The organism is Bradyrhizobium sp. SZCCHNS3052, from assembly GCF_032484495.1.
Lineage (GTDB): Bacteria > Pseudomonadota > Alphaproteobacteria > Rhizobiales > Xanthobacteraceae > Bradyrhizobium.
Window position 1 is genome coordinate 272,629 of the sequence record NZ_JAUETB010000008.1, and the last position, 22,216, is coordinate 294,844.

Here is a 22,216-nt window from a genome sequence, read left to right on the forward strand (position 1 = left end):
CCGATCACGCCGCGCTGGCGACCGCCGCCGGCGGTGCGCCTTGCGACTGACCATTGGCTGCCGGCAGCGGCTGCGCGGCGACGGCGCCATCCGACGCCGCAACCAGCGCCTTGGCAAGAATCTCGGCGACGTTGCGGGCGTCCGGAACGCCGCGCAGCATCGGCTCGACCTCGTTCAGCCGCCACGGCCGCGCATGCGGCCACAGCAGCAGATACGACAGCCGCTGCTGCGCGGTGACGCCGAGCGGCAGATCGCCGGAGCCATCGGAGAACAGCTTCGCATCCGCCCGTGCCACCTGCTTGAACGGCACGTTCAGGGTCATCGGCAACACGGCGCCGAACTGCAGCAGTACGCGCCGGCTGGTAATGGTATAGCGCGTGGTGCGGCTGTAGAGCACCGCGAGCCCGGTGAGCAGCAGCGTCGCCAGTGCCACCGGCGTCACCAGCGACGAGGCGCCGACGACCGAGGCCGCGAGCGGCTGATGATCGAGCACGCCCGCCACAACGCGCGCGCCGAACAGCGCCGCGAAATAAGCCAGCACCAGGCGCAGGTGGAACACCCGCAGCAGCAGCGCCTTCACCGTGGGCTGTCCCTGCCAAAGCAGCCGCTCGCCCTCCGGCAGCATCAGCGTGTCCATCTCCCTGCGCGTACTCACAGCAGCGGCTCCTGCCGTGCAGCAGTCGCGTAGAGATGACCGCCGCCATAGTAGCCGACGATCTTGTCTTCCTCGAGCTTGGTGACCCGGTCGGGGTTGGCAAGCCCCGGCACGCTGGCGAATTGCGAGCCGAGGATGGCATCGACCAGCACCGCCTTGCGCGACCTGTCGACGATGGCCATGGTCATCGGCAGCAGCACGTGACGTCCGACGATGCCGTCGACCTCGACCTCGAGGTATCGGATCAGCATCTCGGCGCGGTCGACCCAGACCTCCCGAACCTTGCCGCCGAGCCTGCCGTCGCAACCCAGCACTGGCATGCCGCGCGGATCCGGATCTTCGGAGGCGATGAAGATGCTGCCGTCGACGCGCAGCGGCACGATCGCAGGGATGTTGTCGATGGTCAGCTCCGGCTCGTCCTTGCGCGCGGCAAAGGAGCCCGGACCGACACCGTCGAGCATCGGATTGCCGGTCGGCAGGTAGGGCGTGCCCGGCCAGGGATACATCGGCGTCACCGGCGCATCGGCGCGGTCGTTGTCCCAGTTCGGCAGGGTCGCGGTGCGGCCGCCATGCATGTGGTAGGTCTTCGGGCTCGGCGGGGTCGGGAAGCCGTGACCGCTCGAGGCGGTCCGGCGGCCGACGCGGCCCTCGAACTGCAGCGGATAGCCTTCGCGCTTGTCCTCGGTGCGCAGGTAGAAGATCAGGGCTGCGAAGAACACCCAGAACCCGTAAAGCACCACCTGGGCGACATCGATGTAGCTCGTGAAAGACGTCTGCATGGTTTCCTCCCCGACCGGGCTAACCTGGGAATTCAGCGATTCCGAATTGTAGTTGCTGCGGCTCCGCCGCTCGCCGCCGCACCAGCGGTCCGATGACCGCAAGCGTGACGAACAGCAGCGCGATTTCGACGTGGTAGACGATGCTGTAGCCGGTCGCGGGACCGGCAAGGGCGACGCCGAGGCGGCCATCCAGCGCGAGCTGCGACATCACATCGCGAATGGCGCCGCCTCCGGCGATCGCGAGCCCCGCCGCCGTCGCCTGCACCGCGCCCCAGGCACCGAGCGCAAGCCCGCTCTCGCCGTTCTGCACCAGTGCCATCGCCGCCGTCAGCGTGCCCACGGCGAACAGCCCGCCGCCGAACCCGATCAGCGTGGTGCCGATCCGGAACAACAAGGGTGAGGCCAGCGGCGCCGAGAAGATGACAGCAGAGAAGGCGAACAGCCCGACCAGTCCGCCGACGGCGGCGATCCGATAGGGATCGGAGCCCTTGCCGAGGCGGCGCGCGGAGAGACCGAAGCCGGCCAGCGTGCCCGCGGCGAACAAGGCGGTCAGCGCCGTGGTCTCGCCGACGGTCAGATGCAGGATCTCAGCCCCGTAAGGCTCCAGCAGGATGTCCTGCATGGTGAAGCCGGCGGTGCCGAGCCCGACCGCGAGCAGCACGCGTGCCGAGCCACCCGCCTCCCGGAAGTGTCGCCAGGAGTCGCCGAAGCGCGGCCGCTCGCGGGCCGCCGACGTGCGCGACGGATCACGCGCCTCCTGCTTCCACAGCGCGATGACGTTGAGCACCATCTCGGTCAGCGCCGCGCCCTGGATCACCTGGATCAGCCGCATCTCGCTGAACTCGGCGAGCAGCCCACCGAAGGTCAGCGCGCTCGCCATCATGCCGAACATCAGCATCACGTAGAGAAAGGCGACGACGCGCGGACGCGAATGCTCCGGCGCGATGTCGGTCGCGAGTGACAGGCCTGCCGTCTGCGTGGTGTGCAACCCGGCGCCGACCAGCAGGAAGGCGAGCGCCGCACCGAGACGGCCGGCAATCACCTGGCCCGGCGCATCGGCCGACGACAGCAGCAGCAGCGCGAACGGCATGATCGCGAGGCCGCCGAACTGCAACAGGGTGCCCATCCAGATGTAGGGCACCCGGCGCCAGCCGAGTACCGAGCGGTGATGATCGGACCTGAAGCCGATCAGCACCCGCAGCGGTGCGAACACCAGCGGCAGCGCCACCATGGTCGCGACCAGCCAGGAGGGCACGCCGAGCTCCACGATCATGACGCGGTTGAGCGTGCCGTTGAGCAGCACCACCGATATGCCGATCGAGACCTGGAACAGCGACAGCCGCATCAGGCGCGACAGCGGCAGCTCGGTCGAGGCGGCATCCGCAAACGGCAGATAGCGCGACGACAGCCGCATCCACGCCTGCATGATCGATGGTGCGCGTGCGCTCATGCCGGGCGGAGCTCCAGCGCCTGCGAGATATAGAAGCCGTTGGCGATGCGGCGGCTGCGGGCGCAGCGCCAGTCGGCGAGATCGTGATGGTCGGCGATCAGGCGATACAGCTTCTGCTCGGCGACCGGCTCGATCGACGGCGCGCGGTTGCCGCGCGGGAACACGCCACCGACGGCATGCATGACGGCGAGCATCGGCGTGCGCGGCGCATAGGTCATCAGGATCGCGTCGGAGGTGCGAGCGGCCAGACCGGCGACAATCCGCACGGCATCCTCGGCGCGGTAGTGGATGAACGAGTCCATCGCGACGACGAAGTTGAAGCCGCCGTACCTGGGATCGAGCATGTCGCCGGCGACGAACTGAATGGCGTTGCGGCTGATGTCGTCGGGCAGCCGGCGCTGGGCGATCTCGATCAGGGTCGGCGAAATGTCGACGGCGACGACATCGGCGCCGCGACGGGCCGCCTCGATCGAGAAGCTGCCGGTGCCGCAGCCGGCGTCGAGAATGCGCGCGCCGCGCAGATCGAGCGGGAGCCATGACAGCAGCGTCCGCCGCATCTCGTCACGGCCGGCCCGCACCGTGGCGCGGATGCGGCCGACCGGCGCATCCGACGTCAGCCGTGTCCAGGCGGCGACCGCGGTGCGGTCGAAATAGGTCTCCACTTCACTGCGGCGGGCGAGATATTGCGCTGAGGTCATCGGAGAGAGCCCTACTCAATCGAAACCAAGGAGATCGAAGATGTCGCGGTCCTTGAGCGGCACCGCCTGCATCGGCTCGCTGCCGGCGAGCAGCGAGGCGGCGAGGCGCAGATACTCGTTCTGGGCGCGCTCGACGTCGGGCGAGGCCTCCATCTCGAACAGCGTGCACTTCTTCAGCCGGCTCTTTCTGATGACGTCGAGATCGGGGAAGTGCGCCACCGTCCTCAATCCGGCCCGCTCGTTGAACTTGTCGATCTGGTCCGTCGCGGCGCTACGGTTGGCGATCACGCCGCCGAGCCGCACCGGATAGTTGCGCGACTTGGCCTGGATCGCGGCGACGATGCGGTTCATCGCGAAGATCGAGTCGAAGTCGTTCGCAGCCACGATCAGCGCACGGTCGGCGTGCTGCAAGGGCGCTGCGAAGCCGCCGCAGACGACGTCGCCGAGCACGTCGAAGATCACGACGTCGGTGTCTTCGAGCAGATGGTGTTCCTTGAGCAGCTTGACGGTCTGGCCGACGACGTAGCCGCCGCAGCCGGTGCCGGCCGGCGGCCCGCCCGCCTCGACGCACATCACGCCGTTATAACCCTGGTAGACGAAGTCCTCCGAGCGCAGCTCCTCGGCGTGGAAATTGACCTGCTCGAGAATGTCGATGACCGTCGGTACCAGCCGCTTGGTCAAAGTGAAGGTGGAGTCGTGCTTGGGATCGCAGCCGATCTGCAGCACGCGCTTGCCGAGCTTGGACAGCGCGACCGAGAGGTTCGACGACGTCGTGCTCTTGCCGATGCCGCCCTTGCCATACACCGAGAACACCTTCGCGGTGTCGATGACGACGTTCGGATCGAGCTGCACCTGCACGCTGCCGGCCCCGTCGGGGCGTCGCGGCGCGGTCGTCAGCGGCGGTCGTAATGTCACGTTCATGCGGCAACTCCCACGCCTTCGAGGCGATCTTCGAGCTCTTCCCCCGCCTTGCGCAGCACGTCGAGCATGTCGGGGTCCGGGGTCCAGTAATTGCGCTCATGCGCCTCGATCAGTCGGTTGGCGATCTTCGCCGACGCGGCCGGATTGAGCGAGGCAAGCCGCTCGCGCATCGCGGGGTCGAGCACGAAGGTCGTCGTGATCTGCTGATAGACCCAGGGCGCGACCTGGCCCGTGGTGGCCGACCAGCCGACGGTGTTGGTCACATGCGACTCGATCTGGCGCACGCCCTCATAGCCGTGGGCGAGCAGCGCCTCGTACCATTTCGGATTGAGCGTGCGGGTACGGGTCTCCAGCGCCACCTGCTCCGACAGCGTGCGCACCGTGCCTTCGCCGCGGGTCTGGTCGCCGATATAGACCGGTGCCGCCTCGCCCTTGGCGCGCTTCACCGCGCGGCTGATGCCGCCGAGCGTATCGAAATAATGGTCGATCGTGGTGACGCCGAGCTCGACCGAGTCGACGTTCTGATAGGCCGCATCGACGCCGGCCAGCACATGGCCGAGCAACGCGTCGCGCCGGACAGGGCGTCCGTCGGTGCCGTAGGCAAAGCCCTTGCGCCGTGTGTAGACGTCGGCGAGTTCGTCCTCATCGGTCCAGGCGCCGCAATCGATCAGGTGGTTGACGTTGGCGCCATAGGCGCCCTCGGCATTGCCGAACACACGCAGCGACGCATCCGCCAGCTCGCCGCCATGCGCGGCCTGGAACGCGACCGCGTGCTTGCGCACGTAATTCATGTCGGCCGGCTCGTCGGCGGACGCCGCAAGCAGCGCTGCTTCGGCGAGCAACTTGGTCTGCAACGGCATCAGGTCGCGGAAGATGCCCGAGAGAGTGATGACGACATCGATGCGCGGGCGGCCCAACTGCTCCAGCGGGATCAGCTTCGCGCCGCAGAGGCGGCCATAGCTGTCATGGCGTGGCTCGGCGCCCATCAGCCACAGCGCCTGCGCGATCGGCCCGCCCTCGGTCTTGAGATTGTCGGTGCCCCACAGCACCAGCGCGATTGTCTCAGGCAGCTTGTGGCCTTCACCTGCATGGCGGGCGAGCAGCCGCGCGACCTGGCGCTCGGCATCCTTGAGCGCGAAGGCGCTGGGGATGCGGAAGGGATCGAAACCATGCAGGTTGCGCCCGGTGGGCAGCACGTCGGTGTTGCGCAGCAGATCGCCGCCGGGCACCGGACGGATATAGCCGCCGTCGAGCGCGTGCAGGATCGCGGGCGTCTCGCTGTCGGTGGCGAGCATCCTGTCGAGCTCGGCACGCTTGGCCGGATCGGCGATGCCGGCGAGGTCGAGCAGCTCGGTCCGCTGCCCCTCGGGCGGCGGCGCGCCGACGATGTGCAGGCCGTGTGGGATCAGCGAGTATTCCAGCTCCAGCACGCTCGCGGACAGCGCGCCGATGCTGGCATCGCGCTCGTCGCCCCACAGCGGCTCGGCCGCGGCAAGATCGACCGCCGCCGCCTGCGCCTGGATCAGCGCCGCGCTGTCGCCCCTCACCTGCTCGGTCGCGTCCGGCGACAGATTGCGCCAGGCGTCGAGCGAGGATTTCAGATCGGCGAGCCCCTTGTAGAGGCCGGCGCTGGTGATCGAGGGCGTGAGATAGCTGATCAGGGTGGCACCGCCACGCCGCTTCGCCAGAGCGCCCTCGGACGGGTTGTTGGACGCGTAGATGTAGAAGTTCGGCAGGTCGCCGATCAGGCGCTCCGGCCAGCATTCCGCGGACAGCCCGGCCTGCTTGCCCGGCATGAATTCGAGCGCGCCATGGGTGCCGAAATGCAGCACGGCGTGGGCAAGGAAATCCTCGCGCAGCCAGCGATAGAACGCCGCAAACGCATGCGTCGGCGCAAAGCTGCGCTCGAACAGCAGCCGCATCGGATCGCCTTCGTAGCCGAACGCCGGCTGCAGGCCGACGAACAGATTGCCGAACTGCTCGCCCAGCACGAGGAGGCTGGCGCCATCGGTCTGGTGACGGCCGGGCGCCGGCCCCCACTGCTTCTCGATCTCGGCGAGGTGGCGCTCGCGCCGGACATGCTGATCCACCGGGATGCGCGCCGCGACGTTGGCGGCGGTGCCGAAGCGCTCGGCATTGCCCTTGAGCACACGTGCGCGCAGCGCGTCCACGGTGTCGGGGACGTCGATCGTGTAACCTGCCGCGCGCAGCGATGTCATCACATTGTGCAGCGACTCGAACACCGAGAGATAGGCCGCGGTGCCGGCGCTGCCGCCGTTCGGCGGGAAGTTGAACAACACCACGCCGAGCTTGCGCGCGGCGCGCGCGGAGCGGCGCAGCTCCACGAGCCTGGCGACGCGTGCGGCGAGTTGCGTCGCGCGCTCCGGCAGTGAGGCCATGTCACGGCCGGCATCGGCCATCGCCGAGCGCCCGCCGAACACGGTCGGGCCGACGGCGCCGTCGAGCTCGGGGATCGCGACCATCATGGTGGCTTCGACGGGCGTCAGCCCGCGCGCGTCATCGCGCCACTGCTCGACGGTCTGGAATTCGAGCGGATGCGCCGCGATCAGCGGCACGTCGAGGCCGGCCATCACCTCTTCCGCGGCGCGCGCGTCATTGTAGGCGGGGCCGCCGACCAGCGAGAAACCGGTGAGCGAGATCACGGCATCGACCGTGGCGACGCCGTCCTTCTGGAAATAGCGCTCGATCGCCGGGCGCGAGTCCAGCCCGCAGGCGAACACCGGAATGACCGCAAGCCCGCGCGCCTCCAGCGCTGCGATCACGCCGTCATAATGCGCGGTGTTGGCGGCGAGCAGATAGGAGCGCATCAAGATCACGCCGACGCGGCCGGCCGGCTTCGCCAGGGCCGGCAACTGGTCGGCGCGCTCGATGATCCGCGGCGACAGCCGCGGATGATAGAGGCCGACATCCGGATAGGTCACCGGCTCGGCCGCGTTGGTCTTGCCACGCAGCGCGGCGCGCGGGCCGTCGGCGTAGCGGCCGACCAGGAAGCGCACCATGTTCGCAAAGTTCTGCTCGGAGCCGGCGAGCCAATATTGCAGCGTGAGGAAGTAGGCGCGCAGGTCCTGCGCGGTGCCGGGGATGTAGCGCAACAGACGCGGCATCCGCTGCAGCATCTTCATCTGGCCCTGGCCGCTGGAATTGCCGGAGCGGTTGCTGCCGCGCAGCCGCTTCAACAGGCCGAGCACGCCGGTGGCCGAGCCCGACATCGTCAGCTTGCCGAGCCGCGTCAGCCGCACCACCTCACCGGCCGACAGGCAGCCGATCATCGCGTCGCAATGATCGCGCCGCGCCTGCAGCGCAGGCAGCACCGGCTGGATGTGGTCCTCCATGAACAGCATCGTGGCGACGACGATGTCGCCGGTGGCGATGTCGGCGAGGCAATGTTCGAGCGCGGTCGGATTGCAGCCCCACTCGTCGGCCGCATGCACCTTCAGATCGAGCCCGGGCAGCTCCGCCTGCAACGCCGTGCGCGCGCGCACGGCAGCCGAGGCGAGATGGCTGTCCATCGTCACGATCACCACCCGGATGGGTGTGACGTCAGCGACCGAAATGCGCTTTGGCATCGTACAAGGTCTCGAGCGTGATCAGGTTGACGTTGCGCTCGCGCGCGAATCGTTCGGTGTTGCGGCGGGCCTTGCCGCGCACGAAGAAGGGGATCTTGGTCAGTTCGCGCTCGGCGTCGGACGCCCAGGCAAGCTCGGTGGTGACGTTGGTTTCGACGACGCGCAGCTGCGGCTGCTGCGGCGGCGCGGCCGGTGCTGCGCCGAGATGCGACGGCGCGTGATCGGCGAATTCATGGTCCTCGCGGAACATGCCGAGCAGATGCTCCTCCAGGCCCATCATCAAAGGATGCACCCAGGTGTCGAACAGCACGTTGGCGCCTTCGAACCCCATCTGCGGCGAGTAGCGCGCGGGGAAGTCCTGCACATGGCTCGGCGCCGAGATCACGGCGCAGGGAATGCCGAGCCGCTTGGCGATGTGGCGCTCCATCTGCGTGCCAAGCACGAGCTCGGGGCGCAGCTCGCCGACGCGGGCCTCGACCTCCAGGTAATCATCCGTGATCAGCGGCTCCACGCCGTAGATCGCGGCGGCTTCGCGGATCTCGCGGGCGAACTCGCGGGCATAGGTGCCGAGGCCGACGACCTCGAAGCCGAGCTCCTGCGTCGCGACGCGCGCCGCGGCGACCGCATGGGTCGCGTCGCCGAAGATGAAGACACGCTTGCCGGTGAGATAGGTCGAATCGACCGAGCGCGAGTACCACGGCAGCCGGCTCTCGCTGCGCGCCAGCACCGGCGCGGCATCGACGCCGGCGAGGCCTGCGACCTCCGCAATGAAGTCGCGCGTCGCGCCGACGCCGATCGGGATCGTGCGCGTGAAAGGCTGGCCGAACTGGCGATTGAGCCATTGCGCCGTCGTCAGCGCGATCTCGGGATACAGCACGATGTTGAAATCGGCGTCGGGAAGGCGGGCGAGATCGGCCGGCGTCGCGTTCCACGGCGCGACGACGTTGATCTCGATGCCGAGCTCCACAACCTGCCTGGTCACTTCCGCGAGGTCGTCGCGGTGACGGAAGCCGAGAGCCGTCGGACCAAGCAGGTTGCAGACTGGACGGGCGCCTGTCTTCCTTTCACGGCGGGGGGAGCCATCTGCGGAAGACGCAGCCAACGCCCGTACAATCCGGTAGAGCGTTTCCGAGGCGCCCCAATTCTCCTTGCGCTGATAGGCCGGCAGCTCGAGCGGGATCACCGGAATGGGAAGCTTCAAGGCCTGCGCGAGCCCGCCGGGATCATCCTGGATCAGCTCGGCCGTGCAGGACGCGCCGACCAGCATCGCCTGCGGCTGGAAGCGCTCGTAAGCGGCGCGCACCGCGCTCTGAAGCAGATCCGCAGTGTCGCCGCCGAGATCGCGCGCCTGGAACGTGGTGTAGGCGACCGGCGGGCGGCGGTCGCGGCGCTCGATCATCGTGAACAGGAGATCGGCGTAGGTGTCGCCCTGCGGCGCGTGCAGCACGTAGTGCACGTCGCGCATCGCGGTCGCGATGCGCATCGCGCCGATGTGCGGAGGTCCTTCATAGGTCCAGACCGACAGCTGCATCTCACACCGCCAGTCGGGTTTGCCGCAGCAAGGGCCGCGCGAACAGCTCGGCGAGATCGCCGGCCTGCTCAAACCCCTGAATCGGCGTGAAGATCAGCTCGATCGACCATTTGGTGGTGAGACCCTCGGCCTCCAGCGGATTGGCGAGGCCGAGCCCACAGACGACGAGATCGGGCCGCGCGGCGCGGCAACGGTCGAGCTGGCGCTCGACGTCCTGGCCTTCGCTGAGCTGCGTGCCATCGGGCAGCAGCGCCAGCTCGGAGGCGAGATGATCGCGGTGCAGATAGGGCGTGCCGACCTCGACCAGCTCCATGCCGATCTCGCGCGCCAGGAAACGCGCCAGCGGGATCTCGATCTGGGAGTCCGGAAACAGGAAGACGCGCTTGCCGGCGAGCTGCGCGCGGTAGCGCGCCAGCGCGCGCTCGGCCCGCGCCTTCAGCGGCGCGATGGTCCGCTCGACATGGGGGCGAGAGACACCGAAGGCGTCGGCGGCGGCTGCGAGCCACAGCGCGGTGCCTTCGCCGCCGAGCGGAAATGGCGCAGCGATGCGGCGGCAACCGCGCTCCTCGAGCGCACGCACGGTGTCGCCGAGGAAGGGCTGCGCCAGCAGCACGCGCGTCTCGGGGCCGATCGCGGGCAGCTCCGAGGAGCGGCGCGGCGGCAGGAAGGAGACCTGGTCGACGCCGATTGCCGCCAAGGTCCGCCTGAACTGGTCCTCCACCACGTCGGCGAGCGCGCCGACCACCAGCAGCGACGGCGCCGAGCTGCGATCGGCGGTGGGCAGCACCGGCACCAGCGACGCGAGGCAGGCATCCTCGCCTTGCGTGAACGTCGTTTCGATGCCGCTTCCGGAGTAGTTGAGCACGCGCACATCAGGTGAGAAGCGCTGCGACAGCCGCAGCGCCGCGCGTGACAGGTCGAGCTTGATCACTTCCGACGGGCAGGAGCCGACCAGAAACAGCAGCTTGATCTCGGGCCGACGCGCCAGCAACTGCGCGACGATGCGGTCGAGCTCGTCATTGGCGTCGACGAGGCCGGCGAGATCGCGCTCCTCCATGATGGCGGTGGCGAAGCGCGGCTCGGCGAAGATCATGACGCCGGCGGCCGACTGGATCAGATGCGCGCAGGTGCGCGAGCCGACGACGAGGAAGAACGCGTCCTGGATCTTCCTATGCAGCCAGACGATGCCGGTGAGGCCGCAGAACACCTCGCGCTGTCCGCGCTCGCGCAGCACACCATCCGGTGACGATGCAGCTGAAACGGTGCAGGCTTGCGCGTGAATGGTCATGACGCGCGCTCCACGCTGGTGACGGCGGCCGGCGCCATCGCCTCGCCCTGCAGCCGCGCCGCGCGCAGCTTGAGCAGGAATTGCGCGGCGTTGATCGCGTAGGCGGCGTAGGCGGCGAGCACGAGCAGCATCTGCTGCTGGGCGCTGCCGATATGACCGATGATCGCGGCCAGATAGGCCGTATGCAGCGCGATCACCAGCATCGAGAACACGTCCTCCCAGAAGAAGGCCGGTGCGAACAGATAACGCCCGAACACGACCCGCTCCCAGATCGAGCCGGTGATCATGATGGTGTAGAGCAGCGCTGTCTTCAGAACGACCGAGGCGGTCGCGAGCCAGAGTCCCTCGCCGGTCGCGAGATAGCGCGCCACGAGTCCGAGGCTGATCAGGAAGACGAGAAATTGCAGCGGCGCCAGAATGCCCTGCACCAGGGTCCATGGCGTGGCGTCGCGCCGGCGCTTTTCCTCAGGCGTGTAAAGCGCTTGCCGCTTTGCACGCGGCGCCGGTTCAGGGGTGAAGCAGAGCTGGCTCCAGAGCGACGGATCGGTGGCGGATGTGAACTGGGCGTCACACCGTGTGTAAAGATGATTTGACAACATCGGTGCCCAGTGATGCGATGACGACAACCACAGGGGGATTTGTGGTGCATCGCACTCGGTCTGATCAGCGCTACGTTGTGCAGTTCGCAGGTGGCGCATCGCAAATCCCCGAGTGCGAGCCCGATGGGGAAACGCTAGACCTGGGCAGGAAGAGTGTCAATCAAAATTGACGTCAAATAATATTGACGCAACGAGTGACGTGCGCTCATATGGAGGGGAGGCGCTTATGACCGAGCTCAATGAGACAGCCCGATTTCCGCGAGCCCGCTTTCGGACGAAGCGTGGGCAGCCCGGCTTTCATGCGCCTGCATCGCCGCGCATCATCGCGCCGCTGCGCAACACACGTCACCCTCAACTCAACGACGCGATCGAAGCCGAGATCATTCCGCGGCTCGTGATGGCCCATGCCTCCGCGCTCGAACGCGTCCCGGCAATCATCACGGCCTCGGCGCAGGAGGCGGCCGATTTCGCCGAACTCGTGCTGGATGCGGACGATGTTGGCGCGGTGGCCTGCATCCAGGCGCATCGCGATCACGGCGAGACCCTGGAACGCATCTATCTCGATCTCCTGGTCCCCACCGCGAACCATCTGCGCCATCTGTGGGCCGACGACGAGCGCGACTTCGCCGACGTCACGCTCGCGCTGTGGCGGCTGCAGCAGCTGCTGCGGCATTTCAGCTCGGCCTTCTGCGCCGAGCTCTCGGTCGCGCCCGCGGGGCTGCGCGTGCTGCTGACCACGGCGCCGGGCGACAGGCGCGAGCTGGGCCACATGATGTTCGGTCTCGTGCTGGCCGGCGAGTTCTTCCGTCGCGACGGCTTCGAGACCTGGATCGAGCCGGACACGGCCGATCGCGGCTTCGTCGAGACGCTTCGCTCGCAGTGGTTCAACGTCGTCGAGTTCTTCGCCAACAGCGACAAGAAGCTTGACGATCTTGCCTCGAACATAAGGATGGTCCGGCGCGAGTCCTCCAACCAGGACGTCGGCGTGCTGGTCTGCGGTCCTGCTTTTATTGAACGGCCTGAACTCGTTCTCCTGGTCGGCGGCGACGGTGTCGTCTCCGATCCGAGCAGAGAGGCTTCGCAAGCCCGGCACGTCGTCAGTCTTCTGACCGAACGGCGATAGCTGAGGGTGCAGTGAAGATGAATGCTGGAACGAGACTTGCCGCGCGAAAGCTCCTTGACTGGGAGGACAACGGCGTTGGTGAGGGCGTTCAGAGCTCCGAAAGAGTCGCTTGGCGACCTCAATGCGGATGTTGCGGGCATGCTGGTGGCCGCAGCGTCCGACATTGCGCTCGCGCTCGACGCCGACGGCAACATTCAGGACCTGGCTTTTCAACAAGCCGGCCTGCCGCTTGAACTGAGAAACACAGACGCGTGGATCGGCCGATCCTGGCAAGCAACAGTGTCCGAGGAAAGCCAGACCAAGCCAGAGCTGCTGCTCGCCGAAGCCTCCCAGCGCAAGGTGTCGCGCTGGCGCGAGGTGCGTTATCCGGCCGCGCGCGGGCCGGACATCCCGATCCTGTTCGCGGTGGTGGCGATCAAGGGCGCGGCGCGCTTCATCGCGGTCGGCCGCGACGTGCGCGCCACCGCCGCGCTCCAGCAGAAGCTGATCGAGGCGCAAGTTGCCATCGAGCGCGACTACTCGCGCATGCGCAACGCCGAATCGCGCTACCGGATCCTGTTTCAGATCACGGCCGAGCCGGTGCTGATCGTCGATGCGGTGAGCCATCGCATCGTCGAGGCCAATCCGGCCGCGGCCGCCCTGCTCGACCATGGCGCCGCCAATCTGATCGGCAAGCTGTTTCCCGACGTGCTGCTGCTCGACGACATGGCGATGTCGCAATCCCTGTCGCTGGCGATCCGCTCGCAGGGCAAGATCGAACGCGCCAAGATCCGGCTCGACGGTGGCCGCGACTATCTGCTCGACGGCACCTTCTTCCGGCAGGACAACTCGTCGCTGTTCCTGCTGCGGTTCTCGCCGCAGACGTCGCAGCCTGCGCTCCCCAGGACGTCCGACGTCAACACCCAGCTCGTGCAGTTCGTCGAATCGGCGCCCGACGGCTTCGTCATCACCGACATGGACGGCCGCCTGCTGCACGCCAACGCCACCTTCCTCCAGCTTGCCCAGATCGAGAACATGCACCAGATCATGGGCGAGACGATCGACCGCTGGATCGGCAAGTCGGCGATCGATTTCTCGGTCATGCTGACCAATCTGCGCCAGCATGGCAGCGTGAAGCTGTTCTCCAGCGTCGTCCGCGGCGAGCACGGCTCGCCGGTCGACGTCGAGATCTCCGCCAGCACGGTCGGGGCGCCCGGCCAGGCCCGGCTCGGCTTCACCATCCGCAACGTCGGCCCGCGCATCTCCGGCGACGGCGGCGACCACGGCTATATTCCGCGCTCCCGCGAGCAGCTCGCCGAGCTGATCGGCCGCGTGCCGCTCAAGGAGCTGGTGCGCGAGACCACCGACGTGATCGAGCGGATGTGCATCGAGACCGCGCTCAAGCTGACCGGCGACAACCGCGCCACCGCCGCCGAGATGCTCGGCCTCAGCCGCCAGAGCCTCTACGTCAAGCTGCGGCGCTATGGCCTTGCCGAGCCGAGCGAAGAAGACAGCCAGTTGGAATAGGGGGAACAGTTGCAATGACCGAGATCGCGCCCGTCCCCCTCGCTCCCCGGCTTCATCCCTCGGCCGTTCTCGAGCTGTTGAAGCCGATCACCTGGTTTCCACCGATCTGGGCGTTCGGCTGCGGCGTGATCTCGTCCGGCGCGCCACTGGCGCCGCGCTGGCCGGTCGTGATCGCAGGTCTCATGCTCGCCGGGCCGATGGTTTGCGCCACCAGCCAGGCCGTCAACGACTGGTTCGACCGCCATGTCGATGCGCTCAACGAACCGGACCGCCCGATCCCGTCGGGCCGCATTCCCGGACGCTGGGGTCTCTATATTGCGCTGATCTGGACGGTGCTGTCGCTCGGCGTCGCCACCCTGCTCGGCACCTGGGGCTTTGCTGCTGCGGCGCTTGGCCTCGCGCTGGCCTGGGCCTACAGCGCGCCGCCGATCCGGCTCAAGCAGAACGGCTGGTGGGGCAACAGCGCCGTCGGCCTCTGCTACGAAGGCCTGCCCTGGATCACCGCGGCGGCGATCATGAGCGCGCAGGCGCCGTCCTGGCCCGTGCTCGCGGTCGCCCTGCTGTATAGCGCGGGCGCGCACGGCATCATGACCCTGAACGACTTCAAGTCGATCGGCGGCGACCGCGTCAGCGGCGTCAACTCGCTGCCGGTGCTGCTCGGCGCCGAGCGCGCCGCGCGCCTCGCCTGCATCACGATGGCGCTGGCGCAGGTTGCGGTGTTGACGCTGCTCATTGTCTGGAGCCGCCCGGCCCACGCCATCATCGTGGTTGCGCTGATCGCGGCCCAGCTGGTGCTGATGCGGCGGCTGATGACGAACCCGCGCGAGCTCGCGCCCTGGTACAACGGCACGGGCGTGCTGCTCTACGTGCTGGGCATGCTGGTCACGGCGTTCGCGCTGGCGGGGTTGTCGGCATGAGCAACGCTGCGCCCGCTCCTCTGTCCTGGTTCGGCATCGTCAGGCTCGGCCTGGTGCAGACCGCGCTCGGCGCGGTCGTGGTGCTGACGACCTCGACGCTCAACCGCGTCATGGTCATCGAACTGGCGCTGCCGGCGATGATCCCCGGCCTGCTGGTCGCGATCCACTATGCGATGCAGGTGCTGCGGCCCTGGCTCGGCCACGGCTCCGATGTCGGCGGGCGTCGTTTCGCCTGGATCGTCGGCGGCATGGCCGTGCTCGCGGCTGGCGGCCTGCTGGCCGCAGCCGCCACCGCGCTGATGGCAGCCCACCTCGCCCTCGGCCTGGCGCTCGCAGTGATCGCGTTCATCATGATCGGCATTGGGGTCGGCGCCGCCGGCACGTCGCTCTTGGTGCTGCTCGCCAAGCGGACCGCGCCAGAGCGGCGCAGCGCCGCCGCCTCGATCGCCTGGATCATGATGATCACAGGCTTCATCGTCACCACGGCGGTGGCCGGCAAGGCGCTCGATCCGTTCTCCGGCGAGCGGCTGATGCTGGTGTCGGGCACGGTCTCGGCGATCGCCATGGTGCTGACGCTGCTCGGCGTCTGGGGCATCGAGCAGCCCGACACCTCTGCCGAGACGACCTCCGCCATCGCGGAGCGGTCGGGCTTCATGCAGGACTTCCGCGAGATCTGCCGGGAGCCGCAGGCGCGGCGCTTCGCGATCTTCATCTTCGTCTCGATGCTCGCCTACAGCGCACAGGACCTGATCCTGGAGCCGTTCGCCGGCAGCGTGTTCGGCATGACGCCGGGCCAGACCACGCAGCTCTCATCGGTGCAACACATGGGTGCACTGATCGGCATGATCCTGATGCCGGCGATGGCGAGCCTGCATGCCGATTGGCGGATGCGGCCGCAGCCGTGGATCATCGGCGGCTGCCTCGCCTCGGCGCTGGCGCTGCTCAGCCTGGTTGCGGCCGCGACCGTCGGCCCGGCCTGGCCACTGCGCGCTTCCGTGTTGCTGCTCGGCATCACCAACGGCGTCTACGCCATCGCCGCGATCGGCGCGATGATGAACATGGTCAGCGAGGGCCGCGACAACCGCGAGGGCACGCGCATGGGCCTGTGGGGCGCCTCGCAGGCAATCTCGTTCGGCATCGGCGGCTTTGTCGGCACCGCGGCGGCCGACGCCGCGCGCCATTTCATGCCGACGACCGCCTCGGCCTACGCGGCGGTGTTCGCCGCCGAAGCGGCCTTGTTCGTCCTCTCCGCCTGGCTCGCGATCTGGATCAAGCGCCCGCGCGAGCCATCACCGACGCTGGCGGCGCAGCCGGCCAATCTGGGAGCATGACCGATGAGCCCCTCCTCCAGCCCGGAATGCTTTGATGTCGTGGTCGTCGGCGGCGGTCCCGCCGGCGCCACCGCCGCCAATGATCTCGCCCGCAAGGGTCATCATGTGCTGCTGCTCGACAAGGCCGGTCGCATCAAGCCGTGCGGCGGCGCCATTCCGCCGCGGCTGATCGCCGAGTTCGAGATTCCCGACCATCTGCTGGTGGCCCGAATCTCGTGCGCCCGCATGGTGTCGCCGAGCAACCGGGACGTCGACATGCCGATCGACGGCGGCTTCGTCGGCATGGTCGATCGCGAGCACTACGACGAATGGCTGCGCGCGCGCGCCGCCGCAAACGGCGCGATTCGCCGCACCGGGACCTTCAGCCATATCGCGCGCGACGACGACGGCGAGTCGGTGGTGCACTATGTCAGGCGCATGGACGACGGCAGCGTGCGCGAGGACCGTGTGCGGGCCCGCGCCGTGATCGGCGCCGACGGGGCGGTCTCGGCCGTGGCGCGCCAGTGCATCCCCGAAGCCAGCGAGATGCGCTACGTGTTCGCGTATCACGAGATCGTCCGCTCGCCGGACCGCAGCCATCCGGTGTTCGATGCCGCGCGGTGCGATGTCGTCTATCGCGGCCGGCTGTCGCCGGACTTCTACAGCTGGGTGTTTCCGCACGGACCGACCACCAGCATCGGCACCGGCAGCGCGCATAAGGGCTTTTCGCTGCGGGGCTCAGTCGCCGAATTCCGCAAGGCCGCCGCGCTCGACGATCTCGAAACCGTCCGCCGCGAAGGCGCGCCGATCCCGCTGAAGCCGCTGTCGCGGTGGGACAATGGCCGCGACGTTGTGCTGGCCGGCGATGCGTCCGGCGTGGTGGCCCCGGCCTCCGGTGAAGGCATCTACTACGCGATGGCCGGCGGCCGCGCCGCGGCCCAGGCCGTCGCCCTGTTCCTGAAGACCGGCGATGCCGCCGCCCTGGCCACCGCCCGCAAATCCTTCATGCGCAAGCATGGCGCCGTGTTCTTCATCCTCGGCATGATGCAGCGCTACTGGTACACGAACGACGCCCGCCGCGAGCGCTTCGTCGCGATCTGCCGTGACAAGGACGTCCAGCAGCTGACCTGGGACGCCTACATGAACAAGGAATTGGTCCGCGCCAAGCCGCTGTCGCATGTGCGCATCTTCTTCAAGAACATCGCGCACCTCACCGGGCTCGCGAGGGCCGCCTAGCGGCTCGCGCAATGGGTGAGCTGTTTCGCAGCCCGCATCTGGTCGACCTGATCCTCGCGGTGGTCGCCGTGGAGTTCGCCGCCGTGGCGTGGATCTGGCAGCGGCACCGCCGCGGCATCAGCCCGCTTGGACTGCTGCCCAACCTGCTCGCCGGCGTGTTCCTGCTGCTGGCGCTGCGCTGCGCGCTGATCGGGGCGCCTTGGTTCTGGCTCGCAGGCTGTCTGGCGGCCTCGGGTCTCGCCAACGCCGCCGATCTGCGGCAGCGCTGGCGATGAGGGGTCGGCAGATACCGATCACTTCTTCTCGGAGAATGTCTTCAGATACGCGATGACGTCCTTGCGCTGCTGCTCGTTGGCGAGCTTGAACACCATCTTGGTCGATCCAGTGGCCTGATCCGCTTTGCCCTTGTCGGTGAGGAACTTCTTCAGGAAGGCGTTGGGATCTGGGAGGTATGCGAAGATGTTGTCCTCGGTCCAGACCAGCCCGGCCTCGCCGGCATGCTTGTTCAGCTCAGAATAGGCGAAGCCCGGATAGGTCCCGGTAGGCCGGCCGACCACGCCGGTGAGCACGGGACCGACCGCGTTCTTCGCCTCCGGTCCGATCCGATGGCAGGTCATGCACTGCTTGAAGACCTGTTCGCCCTTCGCAGCGTCGCCGCCGTCCAGCGCCAATGCGGCGCCTCCCGACGTTGCAACCACGACTGCCGCAACCAAACCCGCCTTGAGCATGTGCATCCTCCCAGTTTGTCGTTCCGTTAGCCCATGTGACCTCATCGTTACATTTATCAGTGTCATGATATCTTGTCATTCTCACCCGAGTGATTAAGTCGCAGCTCGAACATGCAATAAGCGCAGGGATACCAACGAAAGCTGGATGCTCTGAAATAAGCCTTGACAGCGAGCGCCCTGCATGGGCTAACGACATTCTCAAGACTCTCAATACGTTAGCGGGATGGGGCGCAACACCTTCAAAATGCGCGCCAAATGAACTGGCCGCGATCCCCCGAGCGTCTCAAGAGGGTGCCAAGATAACGGGTGCCAAGACCATGGCCGAGTTTCACGGTCCACGACCCGACGTGACATTGCTGCTGGACATGGACGGCGTGATCCGTGAGGCGACGCTGTCGCCGAACATGTCAGCCGAGAATGTCGACATCTGGCTCGGCCGTCCCTGGTCCGAGATCGTCGATGATGCGAGCGAGAAGATCGAGCGCATCATGCAGGACACCAGGCGGACCGGCATTTCCGCGTTCCGACAGATCACGCAGCGATTCCCGAGCGGTCTCGAGCTGCCGATGGAATTCACCACCGTGCTACTCGGTGGCCGGGCCGGCATGCTGGCGATCGGCAAGAATCTGCAGGCGGTCGCGGAGCTCCAGGCCCGGCTGATCTCGGCCCAGCAGACCATCGAGCGCGACTACTGGAAGCTGCGCGAGATCGAGACGCGCTACCGCCTGGTCATCGAGGATTCCAACGAGGCTGTGCTGCTGACGAAGGTGTCAGATCTGCGCATCGTCGAAGCGAATCGGACGGCGGCAGCCGCGCTCGGCGTTTCAAGCCGGCGCCGGGACAATCTGGTGGGCCGCGAGTTCCTGCAGGAGATCCCGCAAAAGGATCGCGAGCCGGTGGAGCTGATGCTGAGGCGCGTCCGCGACCAGGGCAAGGCGCCGGGCATCGTGATTCACCTCGGCCAGGACACCGCCCCCTGGATGCTCCGGGGATCGCTGATGAGCAGCGACACCGCCCCGATGTTCCTGCTGCAGATGGCGCCGATCGGCAAGGCCGCGCAGCCCGGTCCGCTGCCCGACGATCCCGAGGCGCTGATCGACAATCTTCCCGATGCCGTCATCAGCATCGATGGCACCGGTGCCGTCAAGCGCGCCAATCGGGCCTTCCTGGAGCTGGTCGAGGTCGGATCGAAAGAGGCGCTGATCGGCGAGAAGCTCAGCCGGTGGCTGACGCGCCCCGGCGCCGACCTTTCGGTGCTGATCTCCAACGTCGAGCGCCATGGAGCCGTCCGGCTGCTGTCGACCACGATCCAGGGCGAGCTCGGAACCGAGACCGAGGTCGAGATCTCGGCCGCCGCCCATGGCCTCGACGGCCAGCGCCGGATTGGCCTGGTGTTGCGCAACATCGCCAGGCGGTTGTCGCCCACGGCGGAGCATGACAATCTGCGGGTCGCCCTCGCGGGCATCAACGAATCGGTCGGCAAAACACCATTGCGCGACCTGGTGAGGAGCACGGTCGAAGTCGTCGAGCAGCATTACGTCCGCGCTGCGCTCGAGCTCGCCAACGGGAACCGGACGTCGGCTGCCGAAATTCTCGGCCTCAGCCGCCAGAGTCTTTACGCCAAGCTCGATCGGTATAATCTGAGCCAGCTCGAAGAAAGCGACGAGGAAACCGAAAAGGGGAGATAGTTGCCCGTTCCGCTGACAACGCCGGCCTTCGGCCACGCTACTCTTGCGGATTGCGAGCGTGAACAGATTCATCTCGCAGGCTCGATCCAGCCGCACGGCATTCTCCTGGCGGTCAAGGAGCCCGACAACATCGTCATCCAGGCCAGCACCAATGCGGCCGCCTTCCTCAACACTGGCTCCGTGGTCGGACGTCCGTTACGCGATCTTGGCGGCGATCTCGCGCTGCAGATCCTGCCGCATCTCAACAGCCCGCTCCATCTGGCTCCGATGACCCTGCGATGCACCGCCGGGGCGCCGCCGCGCCGGGTCGACTGCACGCTTCACCGGCCCTCGAATGGCGGGCTGATCGTCGAGCTGGAGCCGGCGACGAAGACGACCAACATCGCGCCTGCGCTCGACGGCGCCTTCCACCGCATCACCTCAGCCTCATCGCTGCTCGGCCTGTGCGACGAGACGGCGACCATCTTTAGGGAGATCGCCGGCTACGACCGCGTCATGGTCTATCGCTTCGACGAAGATGGCCATGGCGAGGTTTTGTCGGAGCGGCGGCGGCCGGATCTGGAGGCCTTTCTCGGCAACCGCTATCCGGCGTCCGACATTCCGCAGATCGCGCGCCGGCTCTACGAGCGCAACCGGGTGCGCCTCCTGGTCGACGTCAACTACAGGCCTGTGCCGCTGCAGCCGCGCATCTCGCCGCTCAACGGCCGCGATCTCGACATGTCCCTGAGCTGCCTGCGCAGCATGTCGCCGATCCACCAGAAATATCTGCAGAACATGGGTGTCGGCGCGACACTGGTGTGCTCGCTGATGGTCAGCGGAAGGCTGTGGGGACTGATCGCCTGCCATCACTATGAGCCGCGCTTCGTGCCGTTCGACATTCGCGCGGCAGGCGAGGCGCTGGCCGAGACCTGCGCGATCCGGATCGCGGCGCTGGAGAGCTTTGCCCAAAGCCAGTCCGAGCTGGTCGTGCGCCGGCTGGAGCAGCGGCTGGTCGAAGCGGTGTCGCGCGACGGCGAATGGCAGGCCGCGCTGTTCGACGGCTCGCAGTCGCTGCTGCAGCCGCTCGGTGCCAGCGGCGCGGCGCTGCTGTTCGAGGGCCAGGTCACGACCGCCGGCGACGTCCCGTCGACGCAGCGCATCCGCGACCTCGCCGCCTGGCTCGATCGCCGGCGCAACACTCCGGGAGCAGCCCCCGAGGGCTTGACGGCGACCAGCTCGCTGACGCTCGATGAGCCGTCCTTTGCCGACATCCGCTCGATCGCCAGCGGCTTGATCGCCGCTCCGCTGTCGGCGAGCGAGGGCGAGTATCTGTTGTGGTTCCGGCCGGAGCAGGTCCGGACGGTGACCTGGGGCGGCGATCCGCTCAAGGCCGTCATCATCGGCGACGATCCGTCGGATCTGTCGCCGCGGCGCTCGTTTGCGAAATGGCATCAGCTGGTCGAAGGCAAGTCCGAGCCGTGGTCGAGCGCCGAGCTCGCCTCCGCCCGCGCGGTGAGCGAAACGGTCGCCGACGTGGCGCTGCAGCTGCGTTCGGTCCGCATGGTGATCGCGCAGGACCAGCTCGCCACGATCAGCGCTCAGGTGCTGCGCTCGGAGCAGCCGGTCATCATCGCCGATGTCGAGGGCCGCATCCTGCTGATGAACGAAGCGTTCGAGCAGCAGCTGCGCGCCCCGCATCCGCACATCCCGCATCTGCGCGATCTCGGCAGCTACTGCACGGCGCCGGCGGAATTCCGCGCCAATCTCGACGACCTCATGCGCAACAAGCGGAGCTGGCGCGGCGAGCTGACACTGACGGGCGGCGCCTCGCCGCAACGGCCGTTGATGGTGCGCGCCGACCCGGTGATCGCACCGTATGATCGCGTGCTCGGCTTCGTGCTGATCTTCTCGGACTTGACCGAGCGCAAGACCGCCGAGGCGGCCCGCGCGCGCTTCCAGGAAGAGATCGACGGCGCCCGCCGGCCGACGCTGCGGCTCGATCAGAGCGCAAGCCTGATCTACAAGGAGCTCGCTGCCTCCACCGTGGAGAACGCGCAGCTCGCGGCGCTCGAGGTGACGCACGGAGCACAGGCCGGCAGCATGCCGGAGATGCTGGAGAGCATCCGCAATTCGACCACGCGGACACTGGAGATCCTCGAGCACCTGGTGTGGTACCGCTCGCAGAGCGAAGAGTGACGGCGGGCCGCAGCTCTCGTCCGGG

The 22,216-nt window shown here is 67.6% G+C and carries 18 protein-coding genes; 8 read left to right on the forward strand and 10 right to left on the reverse strand.

All coding sequences use genetic code 11. The annotated features are described in order from the left end of the window. Positions 1 to 4 precede the first annotated feature (4 nt). Genes puhB through bchF form a run of 9 tightly spaced genes read right to left on the reverse strand, consistent with a single transcriptional unit; the run spans position 5 to position 11,505 of the window. Complete coding sequence (gene puhB, locus QX073_RS23980) at positions 5 to 655, reverse strand: photosynthetic complex putative assembly protein PuhB (protein ID WP_316226479.1); 651 nt, start codon at positions 653 to 655, stop codon at positions 5 to 7. Next, positions 652 to 1,434, reverse strand: a complete 783-nt coding sequence (puhA, locus tag QX073_RS23985) for a photosynthetic reaction center subunit H (protein WP_316166585.1) — start codon at positions 1,432 to 1,434, stop codon at positions 652 to 654. The genes puhB and puhA overlap by 4 nt, the downstream gene beginning before the upstream one ends. 19 nt (positions 1,435 to 1,453) lie before the next feature. After that, positions 1,454 to 2,884, reverse strand: coding sequence for a BCD family MFS transporter (locus tag QX073_RS23990; RefSeq protein WP_316201209.1), 1,431 nt, complete (start codon positions 2,882 to 2,884; stop codon positions 1,454 to 1,456). After that, positions 2,881 to 3,582 (reverse strand): magnesium protoporphyrin IX methyltransferase, encoded by a 702-nt coding sequence (gene bchM, locus QX073_RS23995; RefSeq protein WP_316172517.1) that lies wholly within the window; start codon positions 3,580 to 3,582, stop codon positions 2,881 to 2,883. The genes QX073_RS23990 and bchM overlap by 4 nt, the downstream gene beginning before the upstream one ends. A gap of 15 nt (positions 3,583 to 3,597) precedes the next feature. Next, a complete protein-coding gene (gene bchL, locus QX073_RS24000) occupies positions 3,598 to 4,503 on the reverse strand; it encodes a ferredoxin:protochlorophyllide reductase (ATP-dependent) iron-sulfur ATP-binding protein (RefSeq protein ID WP_316226480.1) in 906 nt (301 codons plus the stop codon). Continuing rightward, positions 4,500 to 8,090 carry a magnesium chelatase subunit H gene (locus QX073_RS24005; RefSeq protein ID WP_316226481.1) on the reverse strand — a complete coding sequence of 1,197 codons (3,591 nt, stop codon included), beginning with the start codon at positions 8,088 to 8,090 and terminating at the stop codon, positions 4,500 to 4,502. Before QX073_RS24005 ends, bchL begins: the two co-directional genes overlap by 4 nt. Then, positions 8,065 to 9,621 carry a ferredoxin:protochlorophyllide reductase (ATP-dependent) subunit B gene (gene bchB / locus QX073_RS24010; RefSeq protein WP_316226482.1) on the reverse strand — a complete coding sequence of 519 codons (1,557 nt, stop codon included), beginning with the start codon at positions 9,619 to 9,621 and terminating at the stop codon, positions 8,065 to 8,067. Before bchB ends, QX073_RS24005 begins: the two co-directional genes overlap by 26 nt. 1 nt (position 9,622) lies before the next feature. Further along, positions 9,623 to 10,909: a ferredoxin:protochlorophyllide reductase (ATP-dependent) subunit N gene (locus QX073_RS24015; protein ID WP_316226483.1), complete on the reverse strand. Its 1,287-nt coding sequence runs from the start codon at positions 10,907 to 10,909 to the stop codon at positions 9,623 to 9,625. Further along, a complete protein-coding gene (bchF, locus tag QX073_RS24020; protein ID WP_315750180.1) occupies positions 10,906 to 11,505 on the reverse strand; it encodes a 2-vinyl bacteriochlorophyllide hydratase in 600 nt (199 codons plus the stop codon). Before bchF ends, QX073_RS24015 begins: the two co-directional genes overlap by 4 nt. A 229-nt stretch (positions 11,506 to 11,734) precedes the next feature. Between bchF and QX073_RS24025 the strand changes: the two genes are divergently transcribed. From QX073_RS24025 to QX073_RS24050, 6 genes are all read left to right on the forward strand, one after another. Then, positions 11,735 to 12,631 (forward strand): B12-binding domain-containing protein, encoded by an 897-nt coding sequence (locus QX073_RS24025; RefSeq protein WP_315750179.1) that lies wholly within the window; start codon positions 11,735 to 11,737, stop codon positions 12,629 to 12,631. A gap of 138 nt (positions 12,632 to 12,769) precedes the next feature. Continuing rightward, positions 12,770 to 14,137 (forward strand): transcriptional regulator PpsR, encoded by a 1,368-nt coding sequence (gene ppsR / locus QX073_RS24030; RefSeq protein WP_315768641.1) that lies wholly within the window; start codon positions 12,770 to 12,772, stop codon positions 14,135 to 14,137. 14 nt (positions 14,138 to 14,151) lie between these two features. Next, positions 14,152 to 15,054 (forward strand): chlorophyll synthase ChlG, encoded by a 903-nt coding sequence (chlG, locus tag QX073_RS24035; protein ID WP_316226484.1) that lies wholly within the window; start codon positions 14,152 to 14,154, stop codon positions 15,052 to 15,054. After that, positions 15,051 to 16,385 carry a BCD family MFS transporter gene (locus QX073_RS24040; protein WP_316172522.1) on the forward strand — a complete coding sequence of 445 codons (1,335 nt, stop codon included), beginning with the start codon at positions 15,051 to 15,053 and terminating at the stop codon, positions 16,383 to 16,385. The genes chlG and QX073_RS24040 overlap by 4 nt, the downstream gene beginning before the upstream one ends. A gap of 3 nt (positions 16,386 to 16,388) precedes the next feature. Then, positions 16,389 to 17,600: a geranylgeranyl diphosphate reductase gene (locus tag QX073_RS24045; RefSeq protein WP_316226485.1), complete on the forward strand. Its 1,212-nt coding sequence runs from the start codon at positions 16,389 to 16,391 to the stop codon at positions 17,598 to 17,600. Positions 17,601 to 17,611: 11 nt separating this feature from the next. Further along, a complete protein-coding gene (locus tag QX073_RS24050; RefSeq protein WP_315714313.1) occupies positions 17,612 to 17,875 on the forward strand; it encodes a hypothetical protein in 264 nt (87 codons plus the stop codon). An 18-nt stretch (positions 17,876 to 17,893) separates the two neighbouring features. Here QX073_RS24050 and QX073_RS24055 read toward each other — a convergent pair whose 3' ends face one another. Further along, positions 17,894 to 18,328, reverse strand: coding sequence for a c-type cytochrome (locus QX073_RS24055; protein ID WP_315714312.1), 435 nt, complete (start codon positions 18,326 to 18,328; stop codon positions 17,894 to 17,896). 317 nt (positions 18,329 to 18,645) lie between these two features. On the opposite strand from QX073_RS24055, the gene ppsR (QX073_RS24060) reads away from it, so the two are divergent. Further along, positions 18,646 to 20,016: a transcriptional regulator PpsR gene (gene ppsR / locus QX073_RS24060; RefSeq protein WP_315714311.1), complete on the forward strand. Its 1,371-nt coding sequence runs from the start codon at positions 18,646 to 18,648 to the stop codon at positions 20,014 to 20,016. Beyond that, positions 20,017 to 22,191, forward strand: a complete 2,175-nt coding sequence (locus QX073_RS24065) for a GAF domain-containing protein (RefSeq protein WP_315714310.1) — start codon at positions 20,017 to 20,019, stop codon at positions 22,189 to 22,191. The last annotated feature ends 25 nt before the right edge of the window (positions 22,192 to 22,216 follow it).

Bases quoted from the DNA above. Each gene is read 5' to 3' on its own strand.
- bchL (WP_316226480.1), bottom strand. From the start codon at position 4,503: ATGAACGTGACATTACGACCGCCGCTGACGACCGCGCCGCGACGCCCC.
- QX073_RS23990 (WP_316201209.1), bottom strand. From the start codon at position 2,884: ATGAGCGCACGCGCACCATCGATCATGCAGGCGTGGATGCGGCTGTCG.
- QX073_RS24055 (WP_315714312.1), bottom strand. From the start codon at position 18,328: ATGCTCAAGGCGGGTTTGGTTGCGGCAGTCGTGGTTGCAACGTCGGGA.
- QX073_RS24040 (WP_316172522.1), top strand. From the start codon at position 15,051: ATGAGCAACGCTGCGCCCGCTCCTCTGTCCTGGTTCGGCATCGTCAGG.
- QX073_RS24005 (WP_316226481.1), bottom strand. From the start codon at position 8,090: ATGCCAAAGCGCATTTCGGTCGCTGACGTCACACCCATCCGGGTGGTG.
- bchM (WP_316172517.1), bottom strand. From the start codon at position 3,582: ATGACCTCAGCGCAATATCTCGCCCGCCGCAGTGAAGTGGAGACCTAT.
- bchB (WP_316226482.1), bottom strand. From the start codon at position 9,621: ATGCAGCTGTCGGTCTGGACCTATGAAGGACCTCCGCACATCGGCGCG.
- QX073_RS24050 (WP_315714313.1), top strand. From the start codon at position 17,612: ATGGGTGAGCTGTTTCGCAGCCCGCATCTGGTCGACCTGATCCTCGCG.
- chlG (WP_316226484.1), top strand. From the start codon at position 14,152: ATGACCGAGATCGCGCCCGTCCCCCTCGCTCCCCGGCTTCATCCCTCG.
- ppsR (WP_315714311.1), top strand. From the start codon at position 18,646: ATGGCCGAGTTTCACGGTCCACGACCCGACGTGACATTGCTGCTGGAC.
- ppsR (WP_315768641.1), top strand. From the start codon at position 12,770: ATGCTGGTGGCCGCAGCGTCCGACATTGCGCTCGCGCTCGACGCCGAC.
- QX073_RS24045 (WP_316226485.1), top strand. From the start codon at position 16,389: ATGAGCCCCTCCTCCAGCCCGGAATGCTTTGATGTCGTGGTCGTCGGC.
- puhA (WP_316166585.1), bottom strand. From the start codon at position 1,434: ATGCAGACGTCTTTCACGAGCTACATCGATGTCGCCCAGGTGGTGCTT.
- QX073_RS24025 (WP_315750179.1), top strand. From the start codon at position 11,735: ATGACCGAGCTCAATGAGACAGCCCGATTTCCGCGAGCCCGCTTTCGG.
- QX073_RS24015 (WP_316226483.1), bottom strand. From the start codon at position 10,909: ATGACCATTCACGCGCAAGCCTGCACCGTTTCAGCTGCATCGTCACCG.